Consider the following 21,980-nt stretch of genomic DNA (forward strand, 5'->3'; position numbering starts at 1 on the left):
AAAAATGCCAAGCTTGTTTATGGTGATGTTAGGTGGCCGTCATGCACGTGCTAATACAGAAGTCCATGACGTTGTTATGGCTGTAGGGGATACTTTGGAAGAAGTTTACCCTCAACTTAAACAGGCTTGGTTTGGTGAGGCTCAAGGGTTGCATATCGATGCTTGGGCCAAGCTCTCTGGTGTTAACTCTCAAGGGCAGAACTATCAAATCCAGTTTTCTGATGCAGCGCCGTCAGCTTCAGATTTAAAGTTGTATTTGATTAATTTGGGTGGCTATACACCTCAAGCTTTTGGTGAGTTACATAGTTATCATTTGATTGTGGCATCAGATGCGGTAAGTGCCAAACAATTAGGTAAACAGTTTATTGATCAGGAATGGCATAAACCACATACCGACCGTGTAGTAGATATTGATGATTGTATTCCGATTGACCATATTGCAGGCCGTTATATCCAATTAGTACAAGGTGAGTTCAATCCAACGCGTTGGGAAAATACTTATTTACTTCTTTAACTGTTCTTAAAAAAAGCTTAAAGGCAAAAATAAAATATAAAAAGTTGCTGATCTCATCTATAGCTCTCTCAAATCGCAACTTTTTTGTACCACTATTTACAATCCATCTGCCTAGACTAGAAGCTCAATATAAGCTCTTTGGAGTAATCAAAATGGGTCTTCTAGATGAAGTAGGTAAAATTGCTGGTGCAATTATCGCGGAACAAGGCGTCGATAAATTAGATCCAGATGCAGGTTTTCTAGAAAAAGCAGTAGGTGCTTTTGCTGGCTATGAAGCAGCAAAAATCGCTGAGAAAAAATTGGAAAATCAGGACAGTAACGAGCCAGAGCCAGAGCCAGAACAAGCAAGTGATGATGACGCTTAACTTTTAAAAATTGAATTACACTTAAATCATGAGTTGAATTTGATTTTGTTGATGAATGGGGTCGTAGCTACTGAAATAGACCCTCAAAGAGTTTAAGTTATCGTATATCGATTTAAGTGAATAATAGAAAAAAGAGCATATCAATATGCTCTTTTTTTTTATGGCTCAACAAAAGTCATTTGAAGATCAAAACAGATGGGTAGCCAATTGGTCAGTGATCAGTCTATTATTAGTCAATAGATGAGCAGGAAATCAACGGATAATAACTAATGGATTTAATTCAAGAAAATGGACAGCCTCGTTATGGGCGTTTTGAATCTGTACCGTCGACCATTCATGTACAACGTTATATCTATAAAACGCCTTATGGCAAGGTCTTAAAGGGCTGGCGTAAGCAATTAAAGTATAAAAAATTTAAATTCTGTGGCATTCAGCATAAGCATTACAGTATTGGTCTCGCAATTGCAGATATTGGTTGGGTTGGGCATGGCTTTTTCTATATTTATGATCATGAAACGGGGCAAGTCATTGAGTGGAACGCCATTCAACCTTTAGGCCATAAAACTCATCTTGATGAGCAGCCATTGTTTAATCAAAGCTATTTTTCTAAATCGCCTTATCAGATCGATATTCAGCATGCCAATGGTGTGCGATACATTCGGGTGACTAAATATGGTGAAATTTGCCTGAGTGCCCGTATTTTTTGTGCTGGAACAGATATTTTAAGTTTGTGTACCCCAACAGGTATTAATGGTTGGACGTATACCCAAAAGCAGACCACTTTGGCTGTAGAGGGAATGTTCATTAATAAACAGAATCAACTTATACAATTCGATGAAAAGACATTTGCATCGCTTGATGATACTTGTGGTTTTTTACGCCCTGAGACCGCTTGGTTTTGGCTTTCATGTAATTTTTGGGATGAGCAGGGGAGACGTATTGGGCTAAATTTGGCTTCTGGGGTCAATGAAAGTTTTGGCAATGAAAACTGTTTATGGGTAAATGGCGTTTTATTTTCACTTACAGATGTCTTATTTGAAAAAATAAATGATGAGACATGGAAAATTAGCTCTTTAGATCAAAAGCTTAATTTACAAGTGCAGATTGGCTGGTGCCGATATGAAAATATAAATTTAAGAATGATTGGAAGCCAGTTCAATCAGTGGCAAGCCAAAATTAGTGGCACTATTGAGCATGAGGCAATTGATACAATTAATTGCAATGAGCAATACGGGCTACTAGAACAACATTATGCAAAATGGTAATAAGCAGGTTATAAACCTGCTTGCCAAAAGGCTTCACCCGCTGCAATTGGGTCATTTGTTTTTTCTAAAGTTTCAATCCAAACAGGATACTGACGAATAACAGGATGTTGGCTTGGGTGAAAATCTTTTTTAAACCAGTCCAGATATTGTTTTTTCATAGCCGTTAATGTGCCATTTTTCCCAAAGAACCAAGGTAAACCTTTGAGTGTCATTGATAACCTTTCTTTAGGGCTAAAGCCATCACATTTCAACATAATGTTGGTTCTATAAAGTGTAAAACCAAACATGAGTACAGTTGTTAAAACAAGTACAAAGCGACGTGTTGACTCTGGAACTTCACCTACTTGTCTCATGACATCAAATGCTACATCGCGATGCTCCATTTCTTCAATGGCATGCCACGCAAACAGCGCGCGTACATAAGGATGAGCATTTTCCAAGGTTTTTTTATTGCTATAAAAGGTTTCTGCCATTAATGCTGTTAAATGTTCAGCTGCGGCTGTCATGGCAATATTGTATTGCGGTGAACGTTTGGTGAGCTCAAAACGGAAAATCCTTTTAAGTGTGCTTGTGAACTCATCTACAGGCATACCTTGTTCTTTCATGAGCTGATTCATTTTGTCATGGGCAATACCATGTTGAGCTTCTTGTTTAATAAAGTCTGCAACTCGCTTTTGTAGTTCTGGGTCATCAATTTTGTCACGGAACATCCGCACACATTCAATGAAGTAACGTTCTCCATCGGGAAAGGTTAAGCTGAGTGCATCAAACATGCGAGTCAAAAAAGGATCGTTATTAAACCAAAAGCGTGGCGCTTCGTTTAAATGGAAATCTAGATCTTTGCGAACCACGGGCTCGACCTGATAAGAAACATGTGCGTTCATCTTTGTATTTCTCGCAACTAAGCTTTTCATTAGTATGTCGTGAATGGTCGGCTTTGTTTTGACAGTTATCGCCAATTTTTATACAGTTTGCGACAAGATGGCAGTAAAAAAAGGAAACGCCATGCAAGAGTTTACGATCTCAAATGGATACTTTTATCTTTGGAATACGTATTTAAAAGAAAAGGGAATCACTTGGCAGTCACTCAATTTAAATGATACTCAAACTCGGCAAATACAAAATATTTTATCTGCCTCTATTGATGCTCAGTCCTCTTTGCATCTTTTTATTGAGCTTTTAGAACTGACTGAATCTCAATTACAAGTGACCAATTTAGCTTTAGAAATGGCAGCTTGTATTACACCTGCCAACTTTGGCGTGCTGGGTTACATGGCATCTAGAAGTGATACCTTAGGTCAAGTGGTTAAGTATATTGCCAAATTCCACCGTCTAGTCATTGATGGGGAGCAAGTTGTCCCTATACAAATTGAGCAAGATGCTTCCAAAATTCGCTTGTATTGGCCTTTGGTTGATGACAGTAATATTGTACTTAGTGAGTTAACCTTAGCCTCAATGGTACAGCTTGCTAAAGAGATTGCTCCCTTGCATGATTTTCTTTTACAGCATGTCGAGTTTGTACACCGACCTCGGGGACCATTGGTTCATTATCAACGCTTCTTTCAGTGCAAATTGTCATTTGACCGACCGTACTATGCATTAACTTTTGCAAGTGAAAGTTTAAATGTTCGTCCCCAGCATGCAGACCCAACTTTAGTGCAGCTTTTAGTGAAACAAGCTGAAGAAGCTTTGGTTCAACGAAAAATACATACTGATTTAGTTCAGCAAATACATTGGATCGTACAAGAATATTTGAAGCACAAGCAGCAGGCTCCAAAAATAGAAGATATTGCCATCGAACTTAATGTTTCAGTACGAAGCTTGCAGCGTCAACTACAGGCCTTAAACACTTCATTTAAATTAATTTTAGATACTGAGCGCATGAAGCGCTGCGAGATATTGTTAAGTCAAAATGAAAGTCTTACTGCAATTGCTGACCAGTTGGGTTATTCCGATCAGTCTGCACTTGCAAGGGCACATAAAAATTTAACAGGGCAAACGTTATTAACCCGTAAAAAGCAATTGCAACTCACCCATAAAAATACAGAGAAATAGAGTTTTTGATGTTTTTTTTATTCAAATTGCAAACGAATAATGGTCCAAAAATAGGAAGCTTTGATCATTGAGAAAAGTTTCAAAATATTGATAAATGTACGCCATGGGTTGTATGAATCATACAATCGAATATCGCCATAACGTTAGACCTGTTCAATGAGCAAAAAATAGCGTTAAAATGCGGTGTTCTTGTATTTCTACAAACAACTCCTCAATTTTAAATAATTCAAGGAAAGCACAACCCTATGTCACGTCTTGCCACCCGTTTTGAAAAGCTTAAGTCCCAACAACGTAAAGCGCTTGTATCTTATGTTATGGCGGGTGATCCACAGCCACAAGTAACTGTTCCGTTACTTCATAAAATGGTTGCGGCAGGAGTAGACGTTCTTGAGCTTGGTTTACCATTTTCAGATCCAATGGCTGATGGTCCGGTTATTGCGCTTGCTGCGGAACGCGCACTTGCGGCAGGGACTAACACATTAGATGCTCTTAATATGGTAAAAGAGTTTCGTGAACAGGATCAGGAAACACCTGTAGTTTTGATGGGTTATCTCAATCCTGTTGAAGTGATTGGTTATGAGAAGTTTGTTTCTTATGCGAAACAATGTGGGGTAGATGGCTTATTACTTGTGGACTTACCACCAGAAGAGTCAAAAGAGTTTGGTGCGATCTTAAAACAGCATGATATGGACCAAATCTTCTTACTTGCACCAACTTCAACCGATCAACGTATTCAACACGTAGCAAATCAGGCAAGCGGTTTTATCTACTATGTTTCACTTAAGGGTGTAACAGGTGCAGCGACTTTAGATACCTCTGAAGCGGCTGCGCGTATTGAAAAAATCAAAAGTGTAACTAACGTTCCAGTTGGCGTTGGTTTCGGAATTAGTGATGCTGCTTCAGCGAAAGCGATGGGTAGCGTTGCAGATGCCGTGATTGTAGGTAGTGCTTTCGTTAAATCTTTTGCAACGTTAACAGCTGATGAAGCTGTTGAACAGACGGTGAATAAAGTCAAGGAGCTTCGAGCAGCGCTCGATGAGTTAGTATGAATCAAGAAGTGAAATCAGGGAAAGTTCTTAGCCCTTCGACGCCATGGACACAGCGTCCAGTTCCAGGTATTGAAGTTGCAGATGAGCAACAGACTCTTAAAGCAACATTTACTGAGCCGACTATTGAGTGCCCTGAATGTCATGCTTTAGTGACACGTACCGCTATATCTTTCAACGCGTATGTATGTCCACAGTGTGATGAACACTTAAAAATGAAAGCTCGCGATCGCTTAAACTGGTTCTTCGACAATGTTGTGACTGAATTAGGTCAAGAGTTTAGTGCGAAAGATCCATTAAAGTTTGTTGATAGCAAACCGTATCCAGAACGTATGCGTGAAGCGCAAACTAAAACTGGTGAAACGGAAGCATTAATTGCCATGCAAGGTAACTTAAATGGCGTAGACATGATTGCATGTGCTTTTGAGTTCGACTTTATGGGCGGCTCAATGGGTACTGTAGTAGGTGACCGTTTTGTTCAGGCGGCTGAGCTTGCAATTGAAAAACGCCAACCATTAATCTGCTTTGCAGCTTCTGGTGGTGCACGCATGCAAGAAGGTATGTTGTCGCTTATGCAAATGGCGCGTACTTCTGCTGCAATTCAAAAATTAAAAGATGCGGGTTTACCTTATATCGTGGTGTTAACACATCCAGTATATGGTGGTGTAACAGCTTCTTTAGCAATGTTGGGTGATATCCATATTGCAGAACCTAAAGCAATGATCGGCTTTGCTGGTAAACGTGTAATTGAGCAAACTGTACGTGAAACATTGGAAGAACCGTTCCAACGTGCTGAATATTTGCTTGATCATGGTGTAATCGATCAGATTGTTCATCGTCATGCTTTACGTGATACTGTATCTCGACTTGTATCGAAATTGATGAACTTACCTTGAAACAACAAGCTCCACTTTCAACAGACTCGTTAGATACATGGCTCAATTATTGGAGCCATGTTCACGTTACAGGGATCGATCTTGGTCTGGAACGTGTTATTCCCGTAGCAGAAAAATTAGGCGTGACTAAACCCGCTGCCAAAGTTTTTACTGTTGCCGGAACAAACGGGAAAGGTTCAACCACAACTACACTTGCGTCTATATTAAAAGCGCAAGGCTATAAAGTTGGGTTGTATCAATCACCGCATATCTATCGTTTTAACGAGCGAGTCAAGTTAGGTGGAGTCGAGGTTGATGATCAAAGCCTGATTGACGCTTTTGTACAAGTTGATCAGGCTCGTCGCGATTGTGATTTAAGCCTATCTTTTTTTGAAGCAACCACTTTGGCTGCTTTTGTCATTTTTAAGCAGCAACAATGCGATGTATGGGTGCTTGAAGTCGGTTTAGGCGGACGTCTTGATGTTGTCAACGTCATCGACCCTAATATTGCTGTAATCACCAATATCGGCCTTGATCACACTGACTGGTTAGGCGATACCATCGAGAAAATTGCTTTTGAAAAAGCAGGCATTATACGCCCTGATATTCCTGTAATTTTTGCAGGTGAGCAAGTTTTACCTCAAGCTATACAAGAGAAAGCCAATAGTTCACAAGCGACGTTATACGCGATCAATAGAGACTATTTTTATAAACTCGCCAGTGATGGAAAACACTGGTATTTTGCAAGTGAAGGAACTACTTTAAAACTGCCATTAGGGTCACTTGCAATTGAAAATATTGCAGGAGCGGTTGCTGCCGTATTAAATAGTGGCCTTGAAATCTCACAATCGGCGCTAGAGCAGGGTATTGAAAATGCACGCTTGGCAGGACGCTTTGAAGTGCGTCAAGTCAATGGAAAAACCATAATTTTTGATGCCGGACACAATCCACATGGTGTTGAATTTTTGTTAAAGCAATTGCGAAATTTCTTAGAATACAATAAACAGTACACAGAAGTTGTCGCAGTATTTTCAATGCTGGCAGATAAAGATATAAAATCAGTAGTCGATTTATTGAAACCTACTGTTTTACATTGGAAAATTGCTGAGTTGAATGTGCCGCGTGCTGCACCGATTCAGCAATTGAATGACGCCTTACAAGGCCAGACAATACAACAATTTGGCAATATCAAAGAGGCTTTTAAATCAGCGCTTGAGCAAACAAATAACAATCAGCTGATTTTAGCCTGTGGTTCGTTTCATACTTTAGAAGCGATTTGGGAGTATTTGGAAGAATGTCAATGAATAACAAACAACGCTGGATGGGTGGCGTTGTTTTATTAGGTGGTGGTGTTTTATTGGCAGCATTACTTCTAAAAGGAAATGAAGAAATAAAACATGTGGGTGCTGAACCACAAACCTCTACATCACCGAAGCCACAAGCTAAACCAAAGCAATCAGCACAAGAAGGGCAGATGGTACAACTACAGCCGCTTGCAGTGGATGTGGAAACAGAAAAACGTCTTCTTGAAGAACAACGCCGTTCGCGTGAAAAAGCTGTAGCGGAACAAGAAGCTCGTGCTGCCGAATTCTTGGCAATGCAGCAACAGGCAGAGGCAGACGCAGCTCGTAAAGCTGCTGCAGAATATGCTGCGATTAACGCTCGTCGTGCTGCTGCACAAGAAAGTTCGGATAATATCCCTCCTGAGGTTGCAGGTGGGGAAGGTAAGGCAAAAGGACAGCAGACTGATACAAAAAAGCCAGTAGATACAGCTAAAGCAGATGCAGATAAAAAAGCTGCTGAAGCAAAGAAACAAGCTGAAGCCGACAAAAAAGCCGCTGAGGCAAAACGTCAGGCTGAAGCTGATAAAAAAGCAGCCGAGGCTAAGAAACAAGCCGAGGCTGAAAAGAAAGCTGCTGAAGCTAAAAAGCATAAGGCTGAAGCTGAGAAAAAGGCTGAAGAAGCTAAACATCAGGCTGAAGCCGACAAGAAAGCTGAAGCTAAGAAACATGCTGAAGCAGAAAAGAAAGCTGAAGCTAAGCATAAAGCCGAGGCTGAGAAAAAAGCTGAAGCTGAGAAAGCGCGTGAGCTGCTTGAAAATGGCGATAAAAAGTGGATGGTACAGGTTGCATTGGCTGCTAATCAGGCAAATGCAGATGCAGTTGTTTCTAAACTACGCGCTAAAGGTTATAAGGTCACGACAAGCCCAACCAGTAAAGGTATTCGTATTATGGTTGGACCAGCAAAAGACCGTGATACAGCAGATGCAGCTCGTAAGAAAATTACGTCTGACTCTAGTTTAAATATGAAGTCAGCTTGGGTCATTGATTGGGTGCCATTAGATCAGCGCTAATCTGATCTAAGGTTTATTCAAGATCTAGTTAAGATGGATTCGACAATTGTTGTTGAATCCATTTTACATTTTCAGGGGTGAATAATCGGTCAATATTTTTCCAAATAATATGATAACCATATCCGCCTTCCTTCATTTCTTTAACTGCATCATCAATTGCCCAGTGTTCAAAAATAATTCGATACATCGCAACGCTGGCACCAGTACGGTCTGAACCATGGTAACAATGTAATAAAACACGTTGGTTATTTTGCTTTGCAATTTTAATTTGCTGCATGACTTCTAACAGGTCTTGTCGGTTAATTGCCCATGTGTCGATAGGAACGTGAACAAGATTAAAATTCTCATTTTTAAATACTAATTCATCTGAGTCTTTAGCTCTTAAATTAATAATAGTTCCGATTTGATAACGTTTTAATTCGGGAATCATTGCAGCATTTGGTTGTTCGCTACGAAAAACATCATTACTCACTTGATAGAAATTATGTGTTTGAGAAACTAAAGTTCCCCAATCTTTGGGTCTGTGCTCATGTGCAATGCTTTCATGTTGCATACATCCCTGTAGGTTTAAACACAGAACTAGGGCAATGAGTGAGAATTTTTTCATGTTTGATACCGTCGAAGCTCATAAGGGTCATGGGCGCAAATAATTTCAATCGTTGGCTCGTGTTGAGCCAAATGTTGTAATTTTTTAAGGTTAATAAGACGCTTTTCATTATCTTCTGCAAATGTTCTTTCCAGAAGGGTCAGCGATCTTAATTTATTTGCAGGATTTAGCTCTAGGTGTGAGTAGTAAGCATCTCCGCAAAATAATAACCACTGATTTTGTTGTTTGATGGCAATACCACAATGTCCAGCGGAATGGCCTAATAATGGCACCATTAAAATTTCATCTTGGAATAACGGGAAACCTTTTACTTTTTCAAGATTAAACCATTTTTCACCTTGCTGATATTCAACGAAATTCCAGTATCGATGCTGATTATATTGATTGGTTCTATAGCGAAGCTTACCTTTAAAATTAGGTAATTGCGCAGCATTATATTCAGTAGCTAAGACATGAACAGTGGCATGAGGAAAGTCTGAAATGCCTCCTGCATGGTCAAAGTCGAGGTGAGTCACAAAGATGTGTTGTACATCTTTAGGATGGAATCCCAGTTTTTGTATTTGCTGGATTGCACTGAATTCAAGATTCGATTCAATTTTCCCCAAACGTTTGACTAAAGAGCCAAGGCGCTGTTGCATGTGTAAATAGTCTTGAAGACCAAATCCTGTATCAATCAGTACAAGCCCGCGGTCCGTCTCTACTAAAAGACAATGACATACAACTTCGGCTTTCCAGCCTTTCTGCCCAAATAAAGGCGCGCAGACAGGGCACATACTGCCGCATTTTAAATGATGAATTTTATGGATCATGATTGTTGTTTTTTGCACAAACTCCTTGGGAGTTATAACTGATCTCGACAGTAAAAACCATGTGTATTCAATAATGCAAAAAAAAGCCATCGGGTGAGATGGCTTGGAGATGGAAACATTCGTGTATGTGCTTTAGTTATTTTTCTTTGCTTTTTCTCATTATTGCTTACGCGCTTCGCTTGTCTTGTAGTCAATTTTCAAATGTTTGCCTACGCACTACGTTTGTCTTGCAGGGAACCTTTCAGATGCTTGCCTACGCACTGCGTTTGTCTTGTAGTCAAATTTTCAAATGTTTGCCTACGCGCTTCGCTTGCCTTGCAAGCAATAAAACCTTTAGTCAGTTTTATTGCTTTCAGGCTGTGGTGTGAGGCGCAAGTAAGGTTTTACTGCGGTATAGCCTTTAGGGAAGCGTTGTTTAATTTCTTCTTCATCTTTTAAAGAAGGAACAATCACAACATCTTCACCTTGCTGCCAGTTCGCTGGAGTAGCCACTTTATGCTTATCGGTTAATTGTAATGAATCCACTACACGTAAGACTTCGTTAAAGTTACGACCAGTTGAAGCAGGGTAGGTAATAATTAAACGAACTTTTTTGTTCGGATCAATAATGACCAAAGAACGAACGGTAAGTGTTTCACTGGCATTTGGATGAATAAAGCCATAGAGCTCAGATACTTTACGGTCTTTGTCAGCAATAATTGGAAAATTAACCGTAGTATTTTGAGTTTCGTTAATGTCGTTAATCCAGCCTTTATGCGACTCTACATCATCTACCGATAAGGCAATCGCTTTAACATTACGTTTTTCAAACTCATCTTTTAATTTTGCTGTATAGCCTAACTCTGTTGTACATACAGGTGTATAGTCAGCGGGATGTGAGAATAAAATGCCCCAACTATCACCTAGAAAATCATAAAAACTAATTGTGCCTTCGCTTGATTCTTGTTGAAAATCAGGGGCAGTGTCTCCTAATCGTAATGTCATGATCTGTCCTCAGTTGCTTAAAATTTGTTATATGTTGAAATGACTATGCCGCAATTTATTTATTATTAAAATTATTGTTTTTGTATTTTATTATGAACTTTTTATATAAGTGTAAATATATATGACTAAAACTCGTTAATTTATGGACTGAATCAATGTAACTTTAAGATAAATTTGCTAAATTAGATTTCTCGGAAGTTGTGTTCAATAGATAAGCGTTAATGTTGAGTTTTGGGTGCCAGATGCATTAAAGGGGCTTAGAGAAACGGTAAAACCGTTTATCTAACTATCAGATTTTTTTTATGGGTTTTGTGCAAACCCCTTGTACTTCAAATTTCTGACACCATAATAAACGACTGAGAAAAAATTTATTCATTTGACCAAGCAAGATTTAGAGAGTTTATCCATGTTGGCAAGTCTGATCGGAGGTATCTTCGGTACAAAAAATGAGCGTGAACTCAAACGCATGCGCAAAATTGTTGAGCAAATCAATGCGCTCGAGCCGACGATATCAGCTTTAAGCGATGCAGACTTATCTGCAAAAACTCCAGAATTCAAACAACGTTATAACAATGGCGAAAGTTTAGATAAGTTACTCCCAGAAGCGTTTGCGGTTTGTCGTGAGGCAGCAAAACGTGTAATGGGCATGCGTCATTATGATGTGCAATTGATTGGTGGTATTACTCTTCACGAAGGCAAAATTGCCGAAATGCGTACCGGTGAAGGTAAAACCCTTATGGGTACTTTGGCGTGTTACTTAAACGCATTAAGTGGCGAAGGCGTTCATGTGATTACTGTGAACGATTACTTGGCACAGCGTGACGCCGAGTTAAACCGTCCATTATTTGAGTTTTTAGGTTTAAGCATTGGTACAATTTATTCAATGCAAGAACCGTCAGAAAAAGCAGCGGCTTACCTTGCTGATATTACCTATGGTACCAATAACGAATTTGGTTTTGACTACTTACGTGACAACATGGTGTTTTCTTTAGCAGAAAAGAAACAACGTGGTTTGCACTATGCCATTATCGATGAAGTTGACTCAATCTTGATTGATGAGGCGCGTACTCCATTAATTATTTCTGGTCAAAGTGAAGACTCTTCACACCTCTATACTGCAATTAATACGATTCCACCAAAATTACGTCCGCAAAAAGAAGAAAAAGTTGCTGATGGTGGCCATTTCTGGATTGATGAAAAGCAGCGTTCAGTTGAAATGACTGAAATCGGTTATGAAACTGTAGAACAAGAACTCATTCAAATGGGCTTGTTAGCTGAAGGCGAAAGCTTATATTCAGCAACAAACCTAAACCTTGTTCACCATGTGTCTGCTGCTATTCGTGCGCACTTCTTATTCCAACGTGACGTTCATTATATTATTCATGATGGCGAAGTCATTATTGTTGATGAGCATACTGGCCGTACAATGCCAGGTCGTCGTTGGTCAGAAGGTTTACACCAAGCTGTTGAAGCAAAAGAAGGTTTAGAAATTCAGCCTGAAAACCAGACTTTAGCGACAACTACATTCCAGAACTATTTCCGTCTTTATAAAAAGCTTTCAGGTATGACAGGTACTGCTGATACTGAAGCTGCGGAAATGAAAGAAATTTACGGTCTTGATGTTGTGATTATTCCAACTCACCGTCCAATGATTCGTAATGACCAAAACGATTTAATCTATTTAAACCGTAATGGTAAATATAATGCGATTATTCAAGAAATTATGAATATTCGCGAACAAGGTGTTGCACCGATTCTGATTGGTACTGCAACCATTGAAGCCAGTGAAATTCTATCTTCTAAGTTGATGCAAGCTGGTATTCACCATGAAGTGTTGAACGCTAAACAACATGAACGTGAAGCAGACATTATTGCTCAGGCGGGTAGCCCGAATGCAGTAACAATCGCAACCAACATGGCTGGTCGTGGTACAGATATTATCTTGGGTGGTAACTGGAAAGCGAAACTTGCCAAGCTTGAAAACCCAACAGTAGAAGATGAAGCGCGTCTGAAAGCACAGTGGGAGCAGGACCACGAAGATGTATTGCAAGCAGGTGGTTTGCACATTATTGGTTCTGAACGCCATGAATCACGCCGTATTGACAACCAGTTACGTGGTCGTGCGGGCCGTCAAGGTGACCCTGGTGTTTCTCGTTTCTATTTATCTCTTGAAGATGACCTCATGCGTATTTTCGCAGGTGACCGTGTCGTTGCCATGATGCGTGCAATGGGCTTACAAGAAAATGAAGCGATTGAACACAAAATGGTAAGTCGTTCTATCGAAAATGCTCAGCGTAAAGTTGAAGCACGTAACTTCGATATTCGTAAGAACTTGTTGAAATACGATGACGTGAATAATGAACAACGTAAGATCATTTATTCACAACGTGATGAAGTGTTAGCTGAAAATACTTTACAAGATTACGTCGAAGAAATGCACCGTGAAGTTATGCAAGCCATGATTGCCAACTTTATTCCACCTGAGTCAATTCATGACCAATGGGATATTGAAGGTTTAGAAAATGCTTTACGTATTGATTTAGGTATTGAGCTTCCAGTTCAAGAATGGTTAGAACAAGATCGTCGTCTTGATGAAGAAGGTCTGGTTGAGCGTATTAGTGACGAAGTGCTTGAGCGTTATCGTCAACGCCGTGCGCAAATGGGTGATGAGTCAGCAGCAATGCTTGAGCGTCATTTCGTTCTAAATTCTCTTGATCGCCACTGGAAAGATCATTTAGCTGCAATGGATTATTTGCGTCAAGGTATCCACTTACGTGGCTATGCGCAAAAGAACCCAGAACAGGAATACAAAAAAGAAGCATTTAACTTGTTTGTGAACATGTTAGGCGTCATTAAAACTGATGTTGTGACTGATTTGTCTCGTGTACATATTCCAACACCAGAAGAACTTGCAGAAATGGAAGCTCAACAGCAGCAGCAAGCTGAGTCGATGAAGCTTTCTTTTGAACATGATGATGTGGATGGCTTAACAGGTGCAGTGACTGCCTCTCAAGAAGCTCTCAATGAGTCGGCTGATGAACAACAAATGTTCCCAGTACCAGAAAGCCGTAATGCACCATGTCCATGTGGTTCTGGTTTAAAATATAAGCAGTGTCACGGCAAAATTTAATTTGCTTGATAAAAAAAGCAGAACAATTGTTCTGCTTTTTTTATGTTTGTAGTAAGCCTGTGAATAATGTTTGCAGTTTTAAGTATTAAATGCTATTTACTTCTCATCCAGAGTGTATGTTGGAAAGACAATGAAAAAAGTATTACAACCTTTATTTTTAACTGTTCTTGCTGTACCAAGTTTTGTTTTCGCAGCAGAAACAGCTTCAGCCCCTCAAACCACAACGGTTGATAAGGTTCTTGCCGCAAAAGGCCCAACTTCGGCTCAGGCTGTAGTGAAACAAGAGAATACGACGGTAATTAGCCCTCGTACAGGTATTCGTTATACATTGGGTAATACAGGTAATCGCCCAATCATTTTACAAACTGCTGCGATTGCTCCAGCAAACTCTGCAAACATTAATCGTATTGTGGCAACTAACCCAGCTTTATCTGCAAAAAGCCAAGAAAAAGCAAAAATTGCTTTAATTGGTGAAGCAGCAGTTGCGGGTGCAGCAGCTGTAGCAGCAAGTAATGTAACGGCTCCAGCACCAACAAACAGTGTTGCGCCAGCAAACCCTGCTTCAATGAATTAATTTTCATATATAAAAAAAGCCGGTCAATTTTGAACCGGCTTTTTTTATATGAGGATGTTTGAAAAAAGTTAAATCTGATTATTCACATCTACGTTCTTTGTTTCACGTATTAATAAAAATGCGACTAATGATAAAAGTGATGCCGCTGTCAGATAATAACCAACTGCATATAAACCATAAGTTTCAGCAAGTTTTGTAGCAATGAGTGGGGCAAACGATGCACCAAAAATACCAGCTAAGTTAAAGGTTAATGCTGAACCTGTATAACGAACTGAAGTTGGGAAAATCTCTGAAAGAACTGTACCAATCGGGCCATAGGTCAAACCCATAATTGATAGGCCAGTACATAAGAAAAGAAAGACGATGAGCGTATTTCCAGACTCTAACATGCTAGAGAAGAATAATCCGAAGATCGCAGCAGCGATACATACGCCAACTGATGTTGCTTTACGTCCAAATTTTTCTGCAAAAATAGCAGATAAAGGAATGAAAGCTGCAAAACAAAGTGTCGCAAAAAGTTGAAGTTCTAAAAACTCACCACGCGCATAACCCAGTTTCGTCGTTCCCCAGTTAAGTGCAAACACTGTAGTCAGATAAAACACAACGAAGGTACAGATTGCGGCAATCGTGCCAAGAATAAGTTTACCTGTGTGTTTGGTAACGACTTCTTTAAATGGAATATTAACTTCTTTTTGTTTATCTAAAACTTTTTGGAAAGCTGGAGTTTCATGGAGTTTTAAACGGATATATAAACCCACAATGACCAAAATTGCACTCGCAATAAATGGAATACGCCAGCCCCATTGCATGAATGCTTGTTCAGGAATAGCCGCACTTAAAAGTAAGAATGATCCCGTTGCTAAAATAAAACCAATAGGCGCGCCAAGCTGTGGGAACATGCCATACCATGCACGCTTACCTTCTGGTGCATTTTCGGTTGCAAGTAGTACAGCGCCACTCCATTCACCCCCTAGACCTAAGCCTTGTCCTAGACGGCAGGTTGCTAATAATAATGGAGCCACAATCCCGATTTGAGCATAAGTCGGAAGTAAGCCAATACATACCGTTGATATACCCATAGTCAGTAAAGCTGCCACTAGTGTTGCTTTACGGCCAATTCGATCCCCTAAGTGACCAAATAGTGCTGCACCAATAGGGCGGGCAATAAAGGCAATTGCGAATGTTGCGAGTGATTGTAAAACGGCAGCACTGCCACTGCTGGCAGGGAAAAATAGGTGAGGAAAAATAATCACGGCAGCAGTTGCATAGATGTAAAAGTCGAAGAACTCAATGGTTGTACCGACTAAGCTTGCAAATAAAACTCGTGTTTTCGAATTGGTGGCTACTACAGGAGCAGCTGTCGCAGAGGTTGACTCCATATAAGTCCTTATATAAGTTAAAATTTATTTTTAGTTTACTATTCTCTTTAAAGGCATATTTTTCTCAAAAGAATAGTGTGAAAGAACATCATCCATGACTCTTTCAGGATCACTGAATATGAGTGAAAAATGGATTAAACAACGTACCAATAGATTGCAAGAAAGTGTGCACCTGCACCTAAAAGCACAAAAATATGCCATATCGCATGGGTATATCTTACCTTTTTTAACGCGTAAAACAATGCTCCAACAGTGTAAGCTAAACCTCCAGTAATCAATAACATCAAAGCATCTTTACTTAAATAGGTACGCATATCATCCATTACAAAAACGGCAAGCCACCCCATAAGAACATAAGCAAGTAATGAAATTTTCTGAAAACGGTGAATAAAAACTAACTTGAAAAGTGTACCAATTGCAGCAATGCTCCAGAGTGCAATAAGTAAAACATGGGCTTTTTGTGTAGGTATCGCAATGCTTAAGAATGGGGTATATGTACCGGCAATTAAATAATAAATAGCTGTGTGGTCGAGTTTCTTATACCAGTAACGTAAGTTTTGGGTCTGTGCAAAATGATACAGAGTCGAGCTGGTAAAAACGAGAATCAGACTAAATGAGTATACCCATAAACCGATCCACTGCCCGGTGGAAAGATAAGATCCTTTCATAATTAAAAGGATAGAGGCAACCACGGCCATAACAACGCCAGCACCATGACTGTAGGCATTAAAAAGTTCTTCTTTAGGATCGTAAGTTTCTAACACCGATTTGCTCATAAGTTTATTTTTTGATTAAAAATACAAATGTATAGAAATACAAAACAGTCGTAAAGTTATTTTATTTTTAATCCTATACCCTTTAAACTTTCAGTTTATATGAGTCACCATTCTTTAGGTATATCTGTGTCGGTTTTCTCCTTTGAGCAAGAACAGCAATTCTTTCATGAAATCAAACAAATGCTTGATGAGCAGAGTTTTGAGCGTTTGATTTTGAGCCAATATAAAGGAGAGTTGGCACAGCTAGAAAAAATCACTTTCCGCATTGTAGAGTTAAATGGGAAAAAGCAGCTTTCAGCTTTATATCATTATACTACTCAAGATGTGACCAAAAACTATACCTTTGAAGAGGGTCTAGAACAGATCGCAACACTGATTGTTCAATGCAAACAAGCAAATTTATTTTCAACTCTTCAAGAAATTCAGCTTAAAAAAAATAAGAAAAAAGCCATGCTTAATATGGGTAAAAAGCAAACTGTAAATACGGCTCCAACTGTACAAGCGCATGATCGTGAGAAACAGCGTTATGTACAGCAGAGTAGTGCATTTTTAAAAGAGCTTGGTATTACTGATGAGAAAGCTCAAATCATTCCAAGTATGGCTCGTAAATGGAAGCAGATTAATAAATTTATCGAAATTTTTGCGAGTGCGTATGAGCAGATTGATGCAGAGCAAAAAGAGTTACGCATTGTCGATTTTGGTTCAGGAAAAGGTTATTTAACTTTTGCTTTGTATGATTATTTACAAGAACAACAAAAGATTCCTTTAATTACGGGTGTAGAGCTGCGCCGTAACTTGGTGGAGTTCTGCCAGAATGTGGCAGACAAAGTGCATTTTAATCATTTGGACTTTTTTGAAGGCGATGTTCGTAGTTATCAACCAGAAAAACTGGACGTTATGATTGCTTTGCATGCGTGTGATATTGCGACTGATTTTGCCATTCATACCGGAATTCGTTTGAACGCTTCAATGATTATGTGCGCGCCATGTTGCCACAAAGAGTTACGCCCTCAATTACACAGCCCAGAAGTTTTACAGCCAATGCTACAGTTTGGTATTCATGCTGGGCAGCAAGCCGAGATGTTGACCGACACTTTACGCGCGTTACTTTTAAAAGCGTATGGTTATGAAACCAAAGTTTTTGAGTTTGTATCGCTTGAACATACCAGCAAAAATAAAATGATTTTGGCGACAAAACGCAAAAATGTTTCACAACCTGATCCCAAGATTATGGCTCAAATCCAAGCATTGAAAGAAATGTATGGTATTAAAAAACAAACGTTGGAATTGCTATTACAAGATCAGTTGCCAATCGAAAATATTGGCTGTAAGTGCTAGGACGGTGAATGGATGTATAAAATTGTAGAGGGTGGTTGGGAACAGCTTGAGCAAGATGCGAAACACATCCGTGAACAAGTCTTTATCCGAGAACAGGGAATTGCACCTGAAGATGAATGGGACGACTTGGATGCCACAGTTCTACATTTTATTGTCTATGACAAAGAGCAGCCTATCGCTACAGCACGTTTGTTGCCACAGCATAGCGTAGGGCGTGTTGCTGTTTTGATGCCTTATCGAAAGCAGGGTATAGGTAAAATTTTAATGCAGTATATTATTGAATATGCGCGTCATCATAAACTGTCTTACCTAAAGCTTTCAGCGCAAACCTATGTAACCGCTTTTTACGAAGCTTTAGGTTTTAAAGCACAAGGCGAAGTTTACGAGGACTGTGGCATTCCACATGTTGATATGGTTTTGAAGTTAAATTGAGACTTCTTTTTAGAAATCTCAATTTTAATTTATTTCATTGCATTCCAACTTTCGATGGCCTGTAAGCCAGTCTCTAAACCAACTTCATAACTGTAGCGAAGCTTTTTCGGATTGGTAGTTAAACGGCCAGCCATATTTTTAAGAGGAGGTGGACACACTTCTAAAATTTGCTGGTCTGGATTTTGACCACGAACAAAATCTACCGAAGCGTTATAGCGGGCGCAGCGATTACGCAAACTACTTGCAAAACCATAGTGGTGTTTAAACGCATATTTCGCGAGGAATTGATCCCCTCGGCTACTGCCCTTAAAGTAATTTTTAGGACGAGTGCGTAAAACTAATAGTTTTTTAACGCCACTTTGCTGTGCTGTCCAGCGAACGGGTAGGGCATCTGCAACGCCACCATCAAAGTAGGGTTCACCCATAATATCGACGGGATGACGTGTTAAAACCGGAATTGAGCTAGAAGCACGCAGTGCATTTAACAGATTATCTTTACCAGCACGAAGATACTCAGCATGGCCTGTTTTAGCATGCGTCAATACCATATAAAAATCTGGATTTTTGGCAAAGAGGCTCTGTTGGTCAAGAGGATGTTCTTTTTCACCAATTTCCCACATCCATTTTAAATCGAGTAAATCGCCACCTTTGAAAAAGCGTTTGTAATCGATAAATTCAGGACGTAATGAATGATCAACATAGAATGTTAAAGTTCGGCCTTGTTGACCTGCTAAGTAATTAGCCACATTGGTTGAACCAGAAGATACACCAACGTATAAGTCAAAAGGATTGAACTGTTGTTGTAGAAAAGCATCAAGTACACCACTGGTAAAGGCACCACGCATGCCTCCACCTTCTACAACCAGTGCATTGCGGGAAAAATCTGTCATTTGAAAAATATCTGATTATTGATGTGAATGCTGATGTTCTTGCATGTCCATTTCAGGCATGTTGTCATGCTGACTTTGTTGATCTGTCGATTTTTCAGCTTTTTGTTGCATTTCGTGCTGTTGAGCTTTGCGCTGAGCACCTGGCATATAGTCAGGTTCATTACTCATTGCTAAATAGAAAAAGCCAAGGAAAATCGCACTTAAAACACCAACGATCAGAACAAATTTCCAGCCTAAAACTGCTGATTCGGAAGAATTTTTATCGGACATAAGGATTTCTCGAATGTGCTGTAGAAGCACAAAAATGAAGTCTATTTATAGCATATTTAGGTAGTAGGCTGAAATCTTAAAGGTCATAAAGAAAAACCCATATAAATAAAATATATTTATATGGGTAAGGTTTATGCAGTTTTTAAATATTTAATAGATTTATATTATTGAATATTTTGTTTCTGCTCAGCTTTGGTTTTGAGTAATGCTGGTGGTGTGAATCGCTCACCATATTTGGCAGCTAATTCTTCTGCGCGCTTTTCTGCTTTATCAATACCATATTGATTTAGGAATTGAATCGCTCCACCCGTCCAAGGTGCATAACCAATTCCAAAAATAGAACCGACATTAGCATCAATAACCGACTCCAACACACCTTCTTCGTAACAACGTAAGGTATCTAAGGCTTGTACAAACAAAATGCGATCAATCATGTCTTGTTCAGAAATATCGTGATCTTTCTGCCAACGGTTTAAGCCTTCCCATAGGTGTTTTTTGCCATTTTCAGGATAGTCATAGAAACCTGCACCAGCAGCTTTACCTTTACGGTTTAGTTCATGAATCATGGTATGAATCACTTCATCTACTGGTGTTTTCGGTAGCTCTTTGCCTTCGGCTTGTAAAGCTTTACGTGCTTCGCTAGCAACATGCTCGGTTAAGGTTAAAGACACTTCATCTTGAATCGCAAGTGGTCCCACAGGCATGCCTGCTTTCAGTGCTGCCATTTCAATACGTGCTGGATGGACACCTTCGGCAAGCAAGCGCATACCTTCTTGAATGAAAGTACCAAATACACGACTGGTAAAGAAGCCACGGCTGTCATTGACAACAATTGGTGTTTTTCCAATTTGCTGTACAAAGTCGTAGGCTTTAGCAAGTGTCTCTGCGGAGGTATTTTTACCTTTAATAATCTCAACCAACTGCATTTTGTCAACAGGGCTAAAGAAATGCAGACCGATAAAAGCTTTATCATCTTTACTTGCTTGAGCTAAACCTGTAATTGGTAGGGTTGATGTATTCGATGCCATTACACCATTAGATGCTAAATATTGCTCGGCTTCTTGAGTGACTTTCGCTTTGAGTTCTTGATTTTCAAATACTGCTTCAATAATTAAATCACAGCCTTGTAAGTCTTCAGCAGCAGCTGTTGCTGTAATCAGAGATAAAACTTGATCACGTTTTTCTGCCGTCATGCGGCCTTGTGAAACACGTTTATCTAGAAGTTTTTGTGAATAAGCTTTGCCTTTCTCAGCATTTTCAACAGATACATCTTTAAGGATAACAGGAATGCCTTTAATGGCTGTTGAATATGCAATACCTGCACCCATCATGCCTGCACCCAACACACCCACTTTAGTGGCTTGCCATTTTGCAACGTCAGCAGGACGACTAGCACCAGACTTAATTGCATTTAGACCATGCCAGAAAGTACCGATCATATTTTTAGAAATTTGGCCTGTTGTAAGTTGAGTAAAGTAGCGAGACTCAATACGTAAAGCAGTATCTACATCAACTTGAGCGCCTTCAACTGCGGCAGCCATAATCGCTTCAGGAGCAGGGTAACAGCCTTTAGTTTTGTCTTTTAACATGGCTGGTGCAATTGCAAGAACTTGTGCAACTGCTGGAGTTTTTGGATCGCCACCCGGAATTTTATAACCCTTCACGTCAAAAGGCTGCTGAGATTTTGGATTTGCCTTGATCCAAGCAATTGCTTTATCTAAAAGCTCTTGTTCATTTTCAGCAGTATCGTGAATTAAGCCTAAGGATTTTGCTTTATCGACACCGAACTGCTTGCCTTCCATTAAAAATGGAAATGCATTTTGAAGGCCAAGCAGACGTACCATACGGACAATACCGCCGCCGCCTGGTAGTAAACCTAAAGTAACTTCTGGCAGGCCAAATTTGCTTTTCGGGTCATTGATTGCAATACGGTGATGGCAACTTAATGCAATTTCCCATCCACCGCCCAGTGCCGTTCCATTCAATGCTGCAACAACTGGAATCCTTAGTGTTTCAATTGTACGTAAATGACCTTTTAGCTTTTCAACCATATTAAAAAAGTCAGTCGCATGTTCTGGCTGAACTTGAATCAGCTCATCTAGGTCACCGCCAGCAAAGAAAGTTTTTTTAGCTGAGCGGAAAATAACACCTGAAAGTTCTGTTTCTGATTTAAGTTTCTGAGTCGCCTCATCAAGCGAGTCACGAAACTCGGCATTCATGGTGTTCGCAGATTGACCAGTTGAATCAAGCGTTAAAATGACAATATTGTCGGTATTTTTTTCGTATTGAATTGCACTCATTTTTTATATCCCTAAATT

The 21,980-nt window shown here is 39.7% G+C and carries 21 protein-coding genes; 12 read left to right on the top strand and 9 right to left on the bottom strand.

Features of this window, described 5'->3' with window-relative positions; translation table 11 throughout:
* Window positions 1-4: 4 nt before the first annotated feature.
* From RMA95_RS05755 to RMA95_RS05765, 3 genes are all read left to right on the top strand, one after another.
* Window positions 5-514, top strand: a complete 510-nt coding sequence (locus RMA95_RS05755; RefSeq protein WP_016804532.1) for a DUF1543 domain-containing protein — start codon at window positions 5-7, stop codon at window positions 512-514.
* A gap of 152 nt (window positions 515-666) precedes the next feature.
* A complete protein-coding gene (locus RMA95_RS05760; protein WP_311069858.1) occupies window positions 667-879 on the top strand; it encodes a hypothetical protein in 213 nt (70 codons plus the stop codon).
* Window positions 880-1,148: 269 nt separating this feature from the next.
* Window positions 1,149-2,144: a DUF2804 domain-containing protein gene (locus RMA95_RS05765; RefSeq protein WP_311069859.1), complete on the top strand. Its 996-nt coding sequence runs from the start codon at window positions 1,149-1,151 to the stop codon at window positions 2,142-2,144.
* Between the two features lie 8 nt (window positions 2,145-2,152).
* Here RMA95_RS05765 and RMA95_RS05770 read toward each other — a convergent pair whose 3' ends face one another.
* Window positions 2,153-3,028, bottom strand: coding sequence for a metal-dependent hydrolase (locus RMA95_RS05770; RefSeq protein WP_016804529.1), 876 nt, complete (start codon window positions 3,026-3,028; stop codon window positions 2,153-2,155).
* Window positions 3,029-3,149: 121 nt separating this feature from the next.
* Between RMA95_RS05770 and RMA95_RS05775 the strand changes: the two genes are divergently transcribed.
* The 5 genes from RMA95_RS05775 to RMA95_RS05795 all read left to right on the top strand — a co-directional run bounded on the left by RMA95_RS05775 (window position 3,150) and on the right by RMA95_RS05795 (window position 8,473).
* Window positions 3,150-4,199, top strand: coding sequence for an AraC family transcriptional regulator ligand-binding domain-containing protein (locus RMA95_RS05775; RefSeq protein WP_311069860.1), 1,050 nt, complete (start codon window positions 3,150-3,152; stop codon window positions 4,197-4,199).
* A gap of 245 nt (window positions 4,200-4,444) precedes the next feature.
* Window positions 4,445-5,248, top strand: coding sequence for a tryptophan synthase subunit alpha (gene trpA / locus RMA95_RS05780; protein ID WP_016804527.1), 804 nt, complete (start codon window positions 4,445-4,447; stop codon window positions 5,246-5,248).
* The gene (gene accD / locus RMA95_RS05785; protein ID WP_004705709.1) at window positions 5,245-6,141 is read left to right on the top strand and encodes an acetyl-CoA carboxylase, carboxyltransferase subunit beta; all 897 of its coding nucleotides are present in this window, start codon (window positions 5,245-5,247) and stop codon (window positions 6,139-6,141) included. The genes trpA and accD overlap by 4 nt, the downstream gene beginning before the upstream one ends.
* Window positions 6,138-7,424 carry a bifunctional tetrahydrofolate synthase/dihydrofolate synthase gene (gene folC, locus RMA95_RS05790; RefSeq protein ID WP_311069861.1) on the top strand — a complete coding sequence of 429 codons (1,287 nt, stop codon included), beginning with the start codon at window positions 6,138-6,140 and terminating at the stop codon, window positions 7,422-7,424. The genes accD and folC overlap by 4 nt, the downstream gene beginning before the upstream one ends.
* Complete coding sequence (locus tag RMA95_RS05795) at window positions 7,415-8,473, top strand: SPOR domain-containing protein (RefSeq protein ID WP_263614552.1); 1,059 nt, start codon at window positions 7,415-7,417, stop codon at window positions 8,471-8,473. Before folC ends, RMA95_RS05795 begins: the two co-directional genes overlap by 10 nt.
* Window positions 8,474-8,501: 28 nt before the next feature.
* Here the strand turns inward: RMA95_RS05795 and RMA95_RS05800 are convergent, their stop codons facing one another.
* The 3 genes from RMA95_RS05800 to RMA95_RS05810 all read right to left on the bottom strand — a co-directional run bounded on the left by RMA95_RS05800 (window position 8,502) and on the right by RMA95_RS05810 (window position 10,873).
* Complete coding sequence (locus tag RMA95_RS05800; RefSeq protein ID WP_311069862.1) at window positions 8,502-9,080, bottom strand: dual specificity protein phosphatase family protein; 579 nt, start codon at window positions 9,078-9,080, stop codon at window positions 8,502-8,504.
* Complete coding sequence (locus RMA95_RS05805) at window positions 9,077-9,889, bottom strand: MBL fold metallo-hydrolase (protein ID WP_311069895.1); 813 nt, start codon at window positions 9,887-9,889, stop codon at window positions 9,077-9,079. Before RMA95_RS05805 ends, RMA95_RS05800 begins: the two co-directional genes overlap by 4 nt.
* 333 nt (window positions 9,890-10,222) lie before the next feature.
* The gene (locus RMA95_RS05810; RefSeq protein ID WP_032047687.1) at window positions 10,223-10,873 is read right to left on the bottom strand and encodes a peroxiredoxin; all 651 of its coding nucleotides are present in this window, start codon (window positions 10,871-10,873) and stop codon (window positions 10,223-10,225) included.
* A gap of 406 nt (window positions 10,874-11,279) precedes the next feature.
* Between RMA95_RS05810 and secA the strand changes: the two genes are divergently transcribed.
* Both secA and RMA95_RS05820 read left to right on the top strand, forming a co-directional pair.
* Complete coding sequence (gene secA / locus RMA95_RS05815) at window positions 11,280-14,003, top strand: preprotein translocase subunit SecA (RefSeq protein WP_311069863.1); 2,724 nt, start codon at window positions 11,280-11,282, stop codon at window positions 14,001-14,003.
* A 130-nt stretch (window positions 14,004-14,133) separates the two neighbouring features.
* Window positions 14,134-14,577 carry a hypothetical protein gene (locus RMA95_RS05820; RefSeq protein WP_039246416.1) on the top strand — a complete coding sequence of 148 codons (444 nt, stop codon included), beginning with the start codon at window positions 14,134-14,136 and terminating at the stop codon, window positions 14,575-14,577.
* 68 nt (window positions 14,578-14,645) lie between these two features.
* On the opposite strand, the gene RMA95_RS05825 is transcribed toward RMA95_RS05820, so the two are convergent.
* Both RMA95_RS05825 and trhA read right to left on the bottom strand, forming a co-directional pair.
* The gene (locus RMA95_RS05825) at window positions 14,646-15,956 is read right to left on the bottom strand and encodes an MFS transporter (RefSeq protein WP_311069864.1); all 1,311 of its coding nucleotides are present in this window, start codon (window positions 15,954-15,956) and stop codon (window positions 14,646-14,648) included.
* A 134-nt stretch (window positions 15,957-16,090) separates the two neighbouring features.
* Window positions 16,091-16,732 carry a PAQR family membrane homeostasis protein TrhA gene (trhA, locus tag RMA95_RS05830; protein WP_263614548.1) on the bottom strand — a complete coding sequence of 214 codons (642 nt, stop codon included), beginning with the start codon at window positions 16,730-16,732 and terminating at the stop codon, window positions 16,091-16,093.
* Window positions 16,733-16,858: 126 nt separating this feature from the next.
* Between trhA and RMA95_RS05835 the strand changes: the two genes are divergently transcribed.
* Window positions 16,859-18,070, top strand: a complete 1,212-nt coding sequence (locus RMA95_RS05835) for an SAM-dependent methyltransferase (protein ID WP_311069865.1) — start codon at window positions 16,859-16,861, stop codon at window positions 18,068-18,070.
* 12 nt (window positions 18,071-18,082) lie between these two features.
* Window positions 18,083-18,502: a GNAT family N-acetyltransferase gene (locus tag RMA95_RS05840; protein WP_311069866.1), complete on the top strand. Its 420-nt coding sequence runs from the start codon at window positions 18,083-18,085 to the stop codon at window positions 18,500-18,502.
* A gap of 29 nt (window positions 18,503-18,531) precedes the next feature.
* Here RMA95_RS05840 and RMA95_RS05845 read toward each other — a convergent pair whose 3' ends face one another.
* From RMA95_RS05845 to RMA95_RS05855, 3 genes are all read right to left on the bottom strand, one after another.
* A complete protein-coding gene (locus RMA95_RS05845; protein ID WP_311069867.1) occupies window positions 18,532-19,392 on the bottom strand; it encodes a patatin family protein in 861 nt (286 codons plus the stop codon).
* 15 nt (window positions 19,393-19,407) lie between these two features.
* Entirely contained in the window at window positions 19,408-19,662 is a 255-nt protein-coding gene (locus tag RMA95_RS05850) for a hypothetical protein (RefSeq protein ID WP_004712023.1), read from the bottom strand.
* Window positions 19,663-19,826: 164 nt separating this feature from the next.
* Complete coding sequence (locus tag RMA95_RS05855; RefSeq protein WP_311069868.1) at window positions 19,827-21,962, bottom strand: 3-hydroxyacyl-CoA dehydrogenase NAD-binding domain-containing protein; 2,136 nt, start codon at window positions 21,960-21,962, stop codon at window positions 19,827-19,829.
* Window positions 21,963-21,980 lie beyond the last annotated feature (18 nt).

The sequence above is a fragment of the Acinetobacter sp. V110_1 genome (assembly GCF_031798975.1).
In the GTDB taxonomy this organism is placed as follows: Bacteria; Pseudomonadota; Gammaproteobacteria; order Pseudomonadales; family Moraxellaceae; genus Acinetobacter; species Acinetobacter nosocomialis_A.

Excerpts from the sequence above, each read along its gene's own strand:
- RMA95_RS05770 (WP_016804529.1), bottom strand. The coding sequence starts at position 3,028 with ATGAACGCACATGTTTCTTATCAGGTCGAGCCCGTGGTTCGCAAAGAT.
- RMA95_RS05850 (WP_004712023.1), bottom strand. The coding sequence starts at position 19,662 with ATGTCCGATAAAAATTCTTCCGAATCAGCAGTTTTAGGCTGGAAATTT.
- trpA (WP_016804527.1), top strand. The coding sequence starts at position 4,445 with ATGTCACGTCTTGCCACCCGTTTTGAAAAGCTTAAGTCCCAACAACGT.
- RMA95_RS05845 (WP_311069867.1), bottom strand. The coding sequence starts at position 19,392 with ATGACAGATTTTTCCCGCAATGCACTGGTTGTAGAAGGTGGAGGCATG.
- RMA95_RS05810 (WP_032047687.1), bottom strand. The coding sequence starts at position 10,873 with ATGACATTACGATTAGGAGACACTGCCCCTGATTTTCAACAAGAATCA.
- trhA (WP_263614548.1), bottom strand. The coding sequence starts at position 16,732 with ATGAGCAAATCGGTGTTAGAAACTTACGATCCTAAAGAAGAACTTTTT.
- RMA95_RS05755 (WP_016804532.1), top strand. The coding sequence starts at position 5 with ATGCCAAGCTTGTTTATGGTGATGTTAGGTGGCCGTCATGCACGTGCT.
- RMA95_RS05855 (WP_311069868.1), bottom strand. The coding sequence starts at position 21,962 with ATGAGTGCAATTCAATACGAAAAAAATACCGACAATATTGTCATTTTA.
- secA (WP_311069863.1), top strand. The coding sequence starts at position 11,280 with ATGTTGGCAAGTCTGATCGGAGGTATCTTCGGTACAAAAAATGAGCGT.
- RMA95_RS05775 (WP_311069860.1), top strand. The coding sequence starts at position 3,150 with ATGCAAGAGTTTACGATCTCAAATGGATACTTTTATCTTTGGAATACG.
- RMA95_RS05800 (WP_311069862.1), bottom strand. The coding sequence starts at position 9,080 with ATGAAAAAATTCTCACTCATTGCCCTAGTTCTGTGTTTAAACCTACAG.
- accD (WP_004705709.1), top strand. The coding sequence starts at position 5,245 with ATGAATCAAGAAGTGAAATCAGGGAAAGTTCTTAGCCCTTCGACGCCA.
- RMA95_RS05765 (WP_311069859.1), top strand. The coding sequence starts at position 1,149 with ATGGATTTAATTCAAGAAAATGGACAGCCTCGTTATGGGCGTTTTGAA.
- RMA95_RS05840 (WP_311069866.1), top strand. The coding sequence starts at position 18,083 with ATGTATAAAATTGTAGAGGGTGGTTGGGAACAGCTTGAGCAAGATGCG.
- RMA95_RS05760 (WP_311069858.1), top strand. The coding sequence starts at position 667 with ATGGGTCTTCTAGATGAAGTAGGTAAAATTGCTGGTGCAATTATCGCG.
- RMA95_RS05805 (WP_311069895.1), bottom strand. The coding sequence starts at position 9,889 with ATGATCCATAAAATTCATCATTTAAAATGCGGCAGTATGTGCCCTGTC.
- RMA95_RS05825 (WP_311069864.1), bottom strand. The coding sequence starts at position 15,956 with ATGGAGTCAACCTCTGCGACAGCTGCTCCTGTAGTAGCCACCAATTCG.
- RMA95_RS05820 (WP_039246416.1), top strand. The coding sequence starts at position 14,134 with ATGAAAAAAGTATTACAACCTTTATTTTTAACTGTTCTTGCTGTACCA.
- RMA95_RS05795 (WP_263614552.1), top strand. The coding sequence starts at position 7,415 with ATGTCAATGAATAACAAACAACGCTGGATGGGTGGCGTTGTTTTATTA.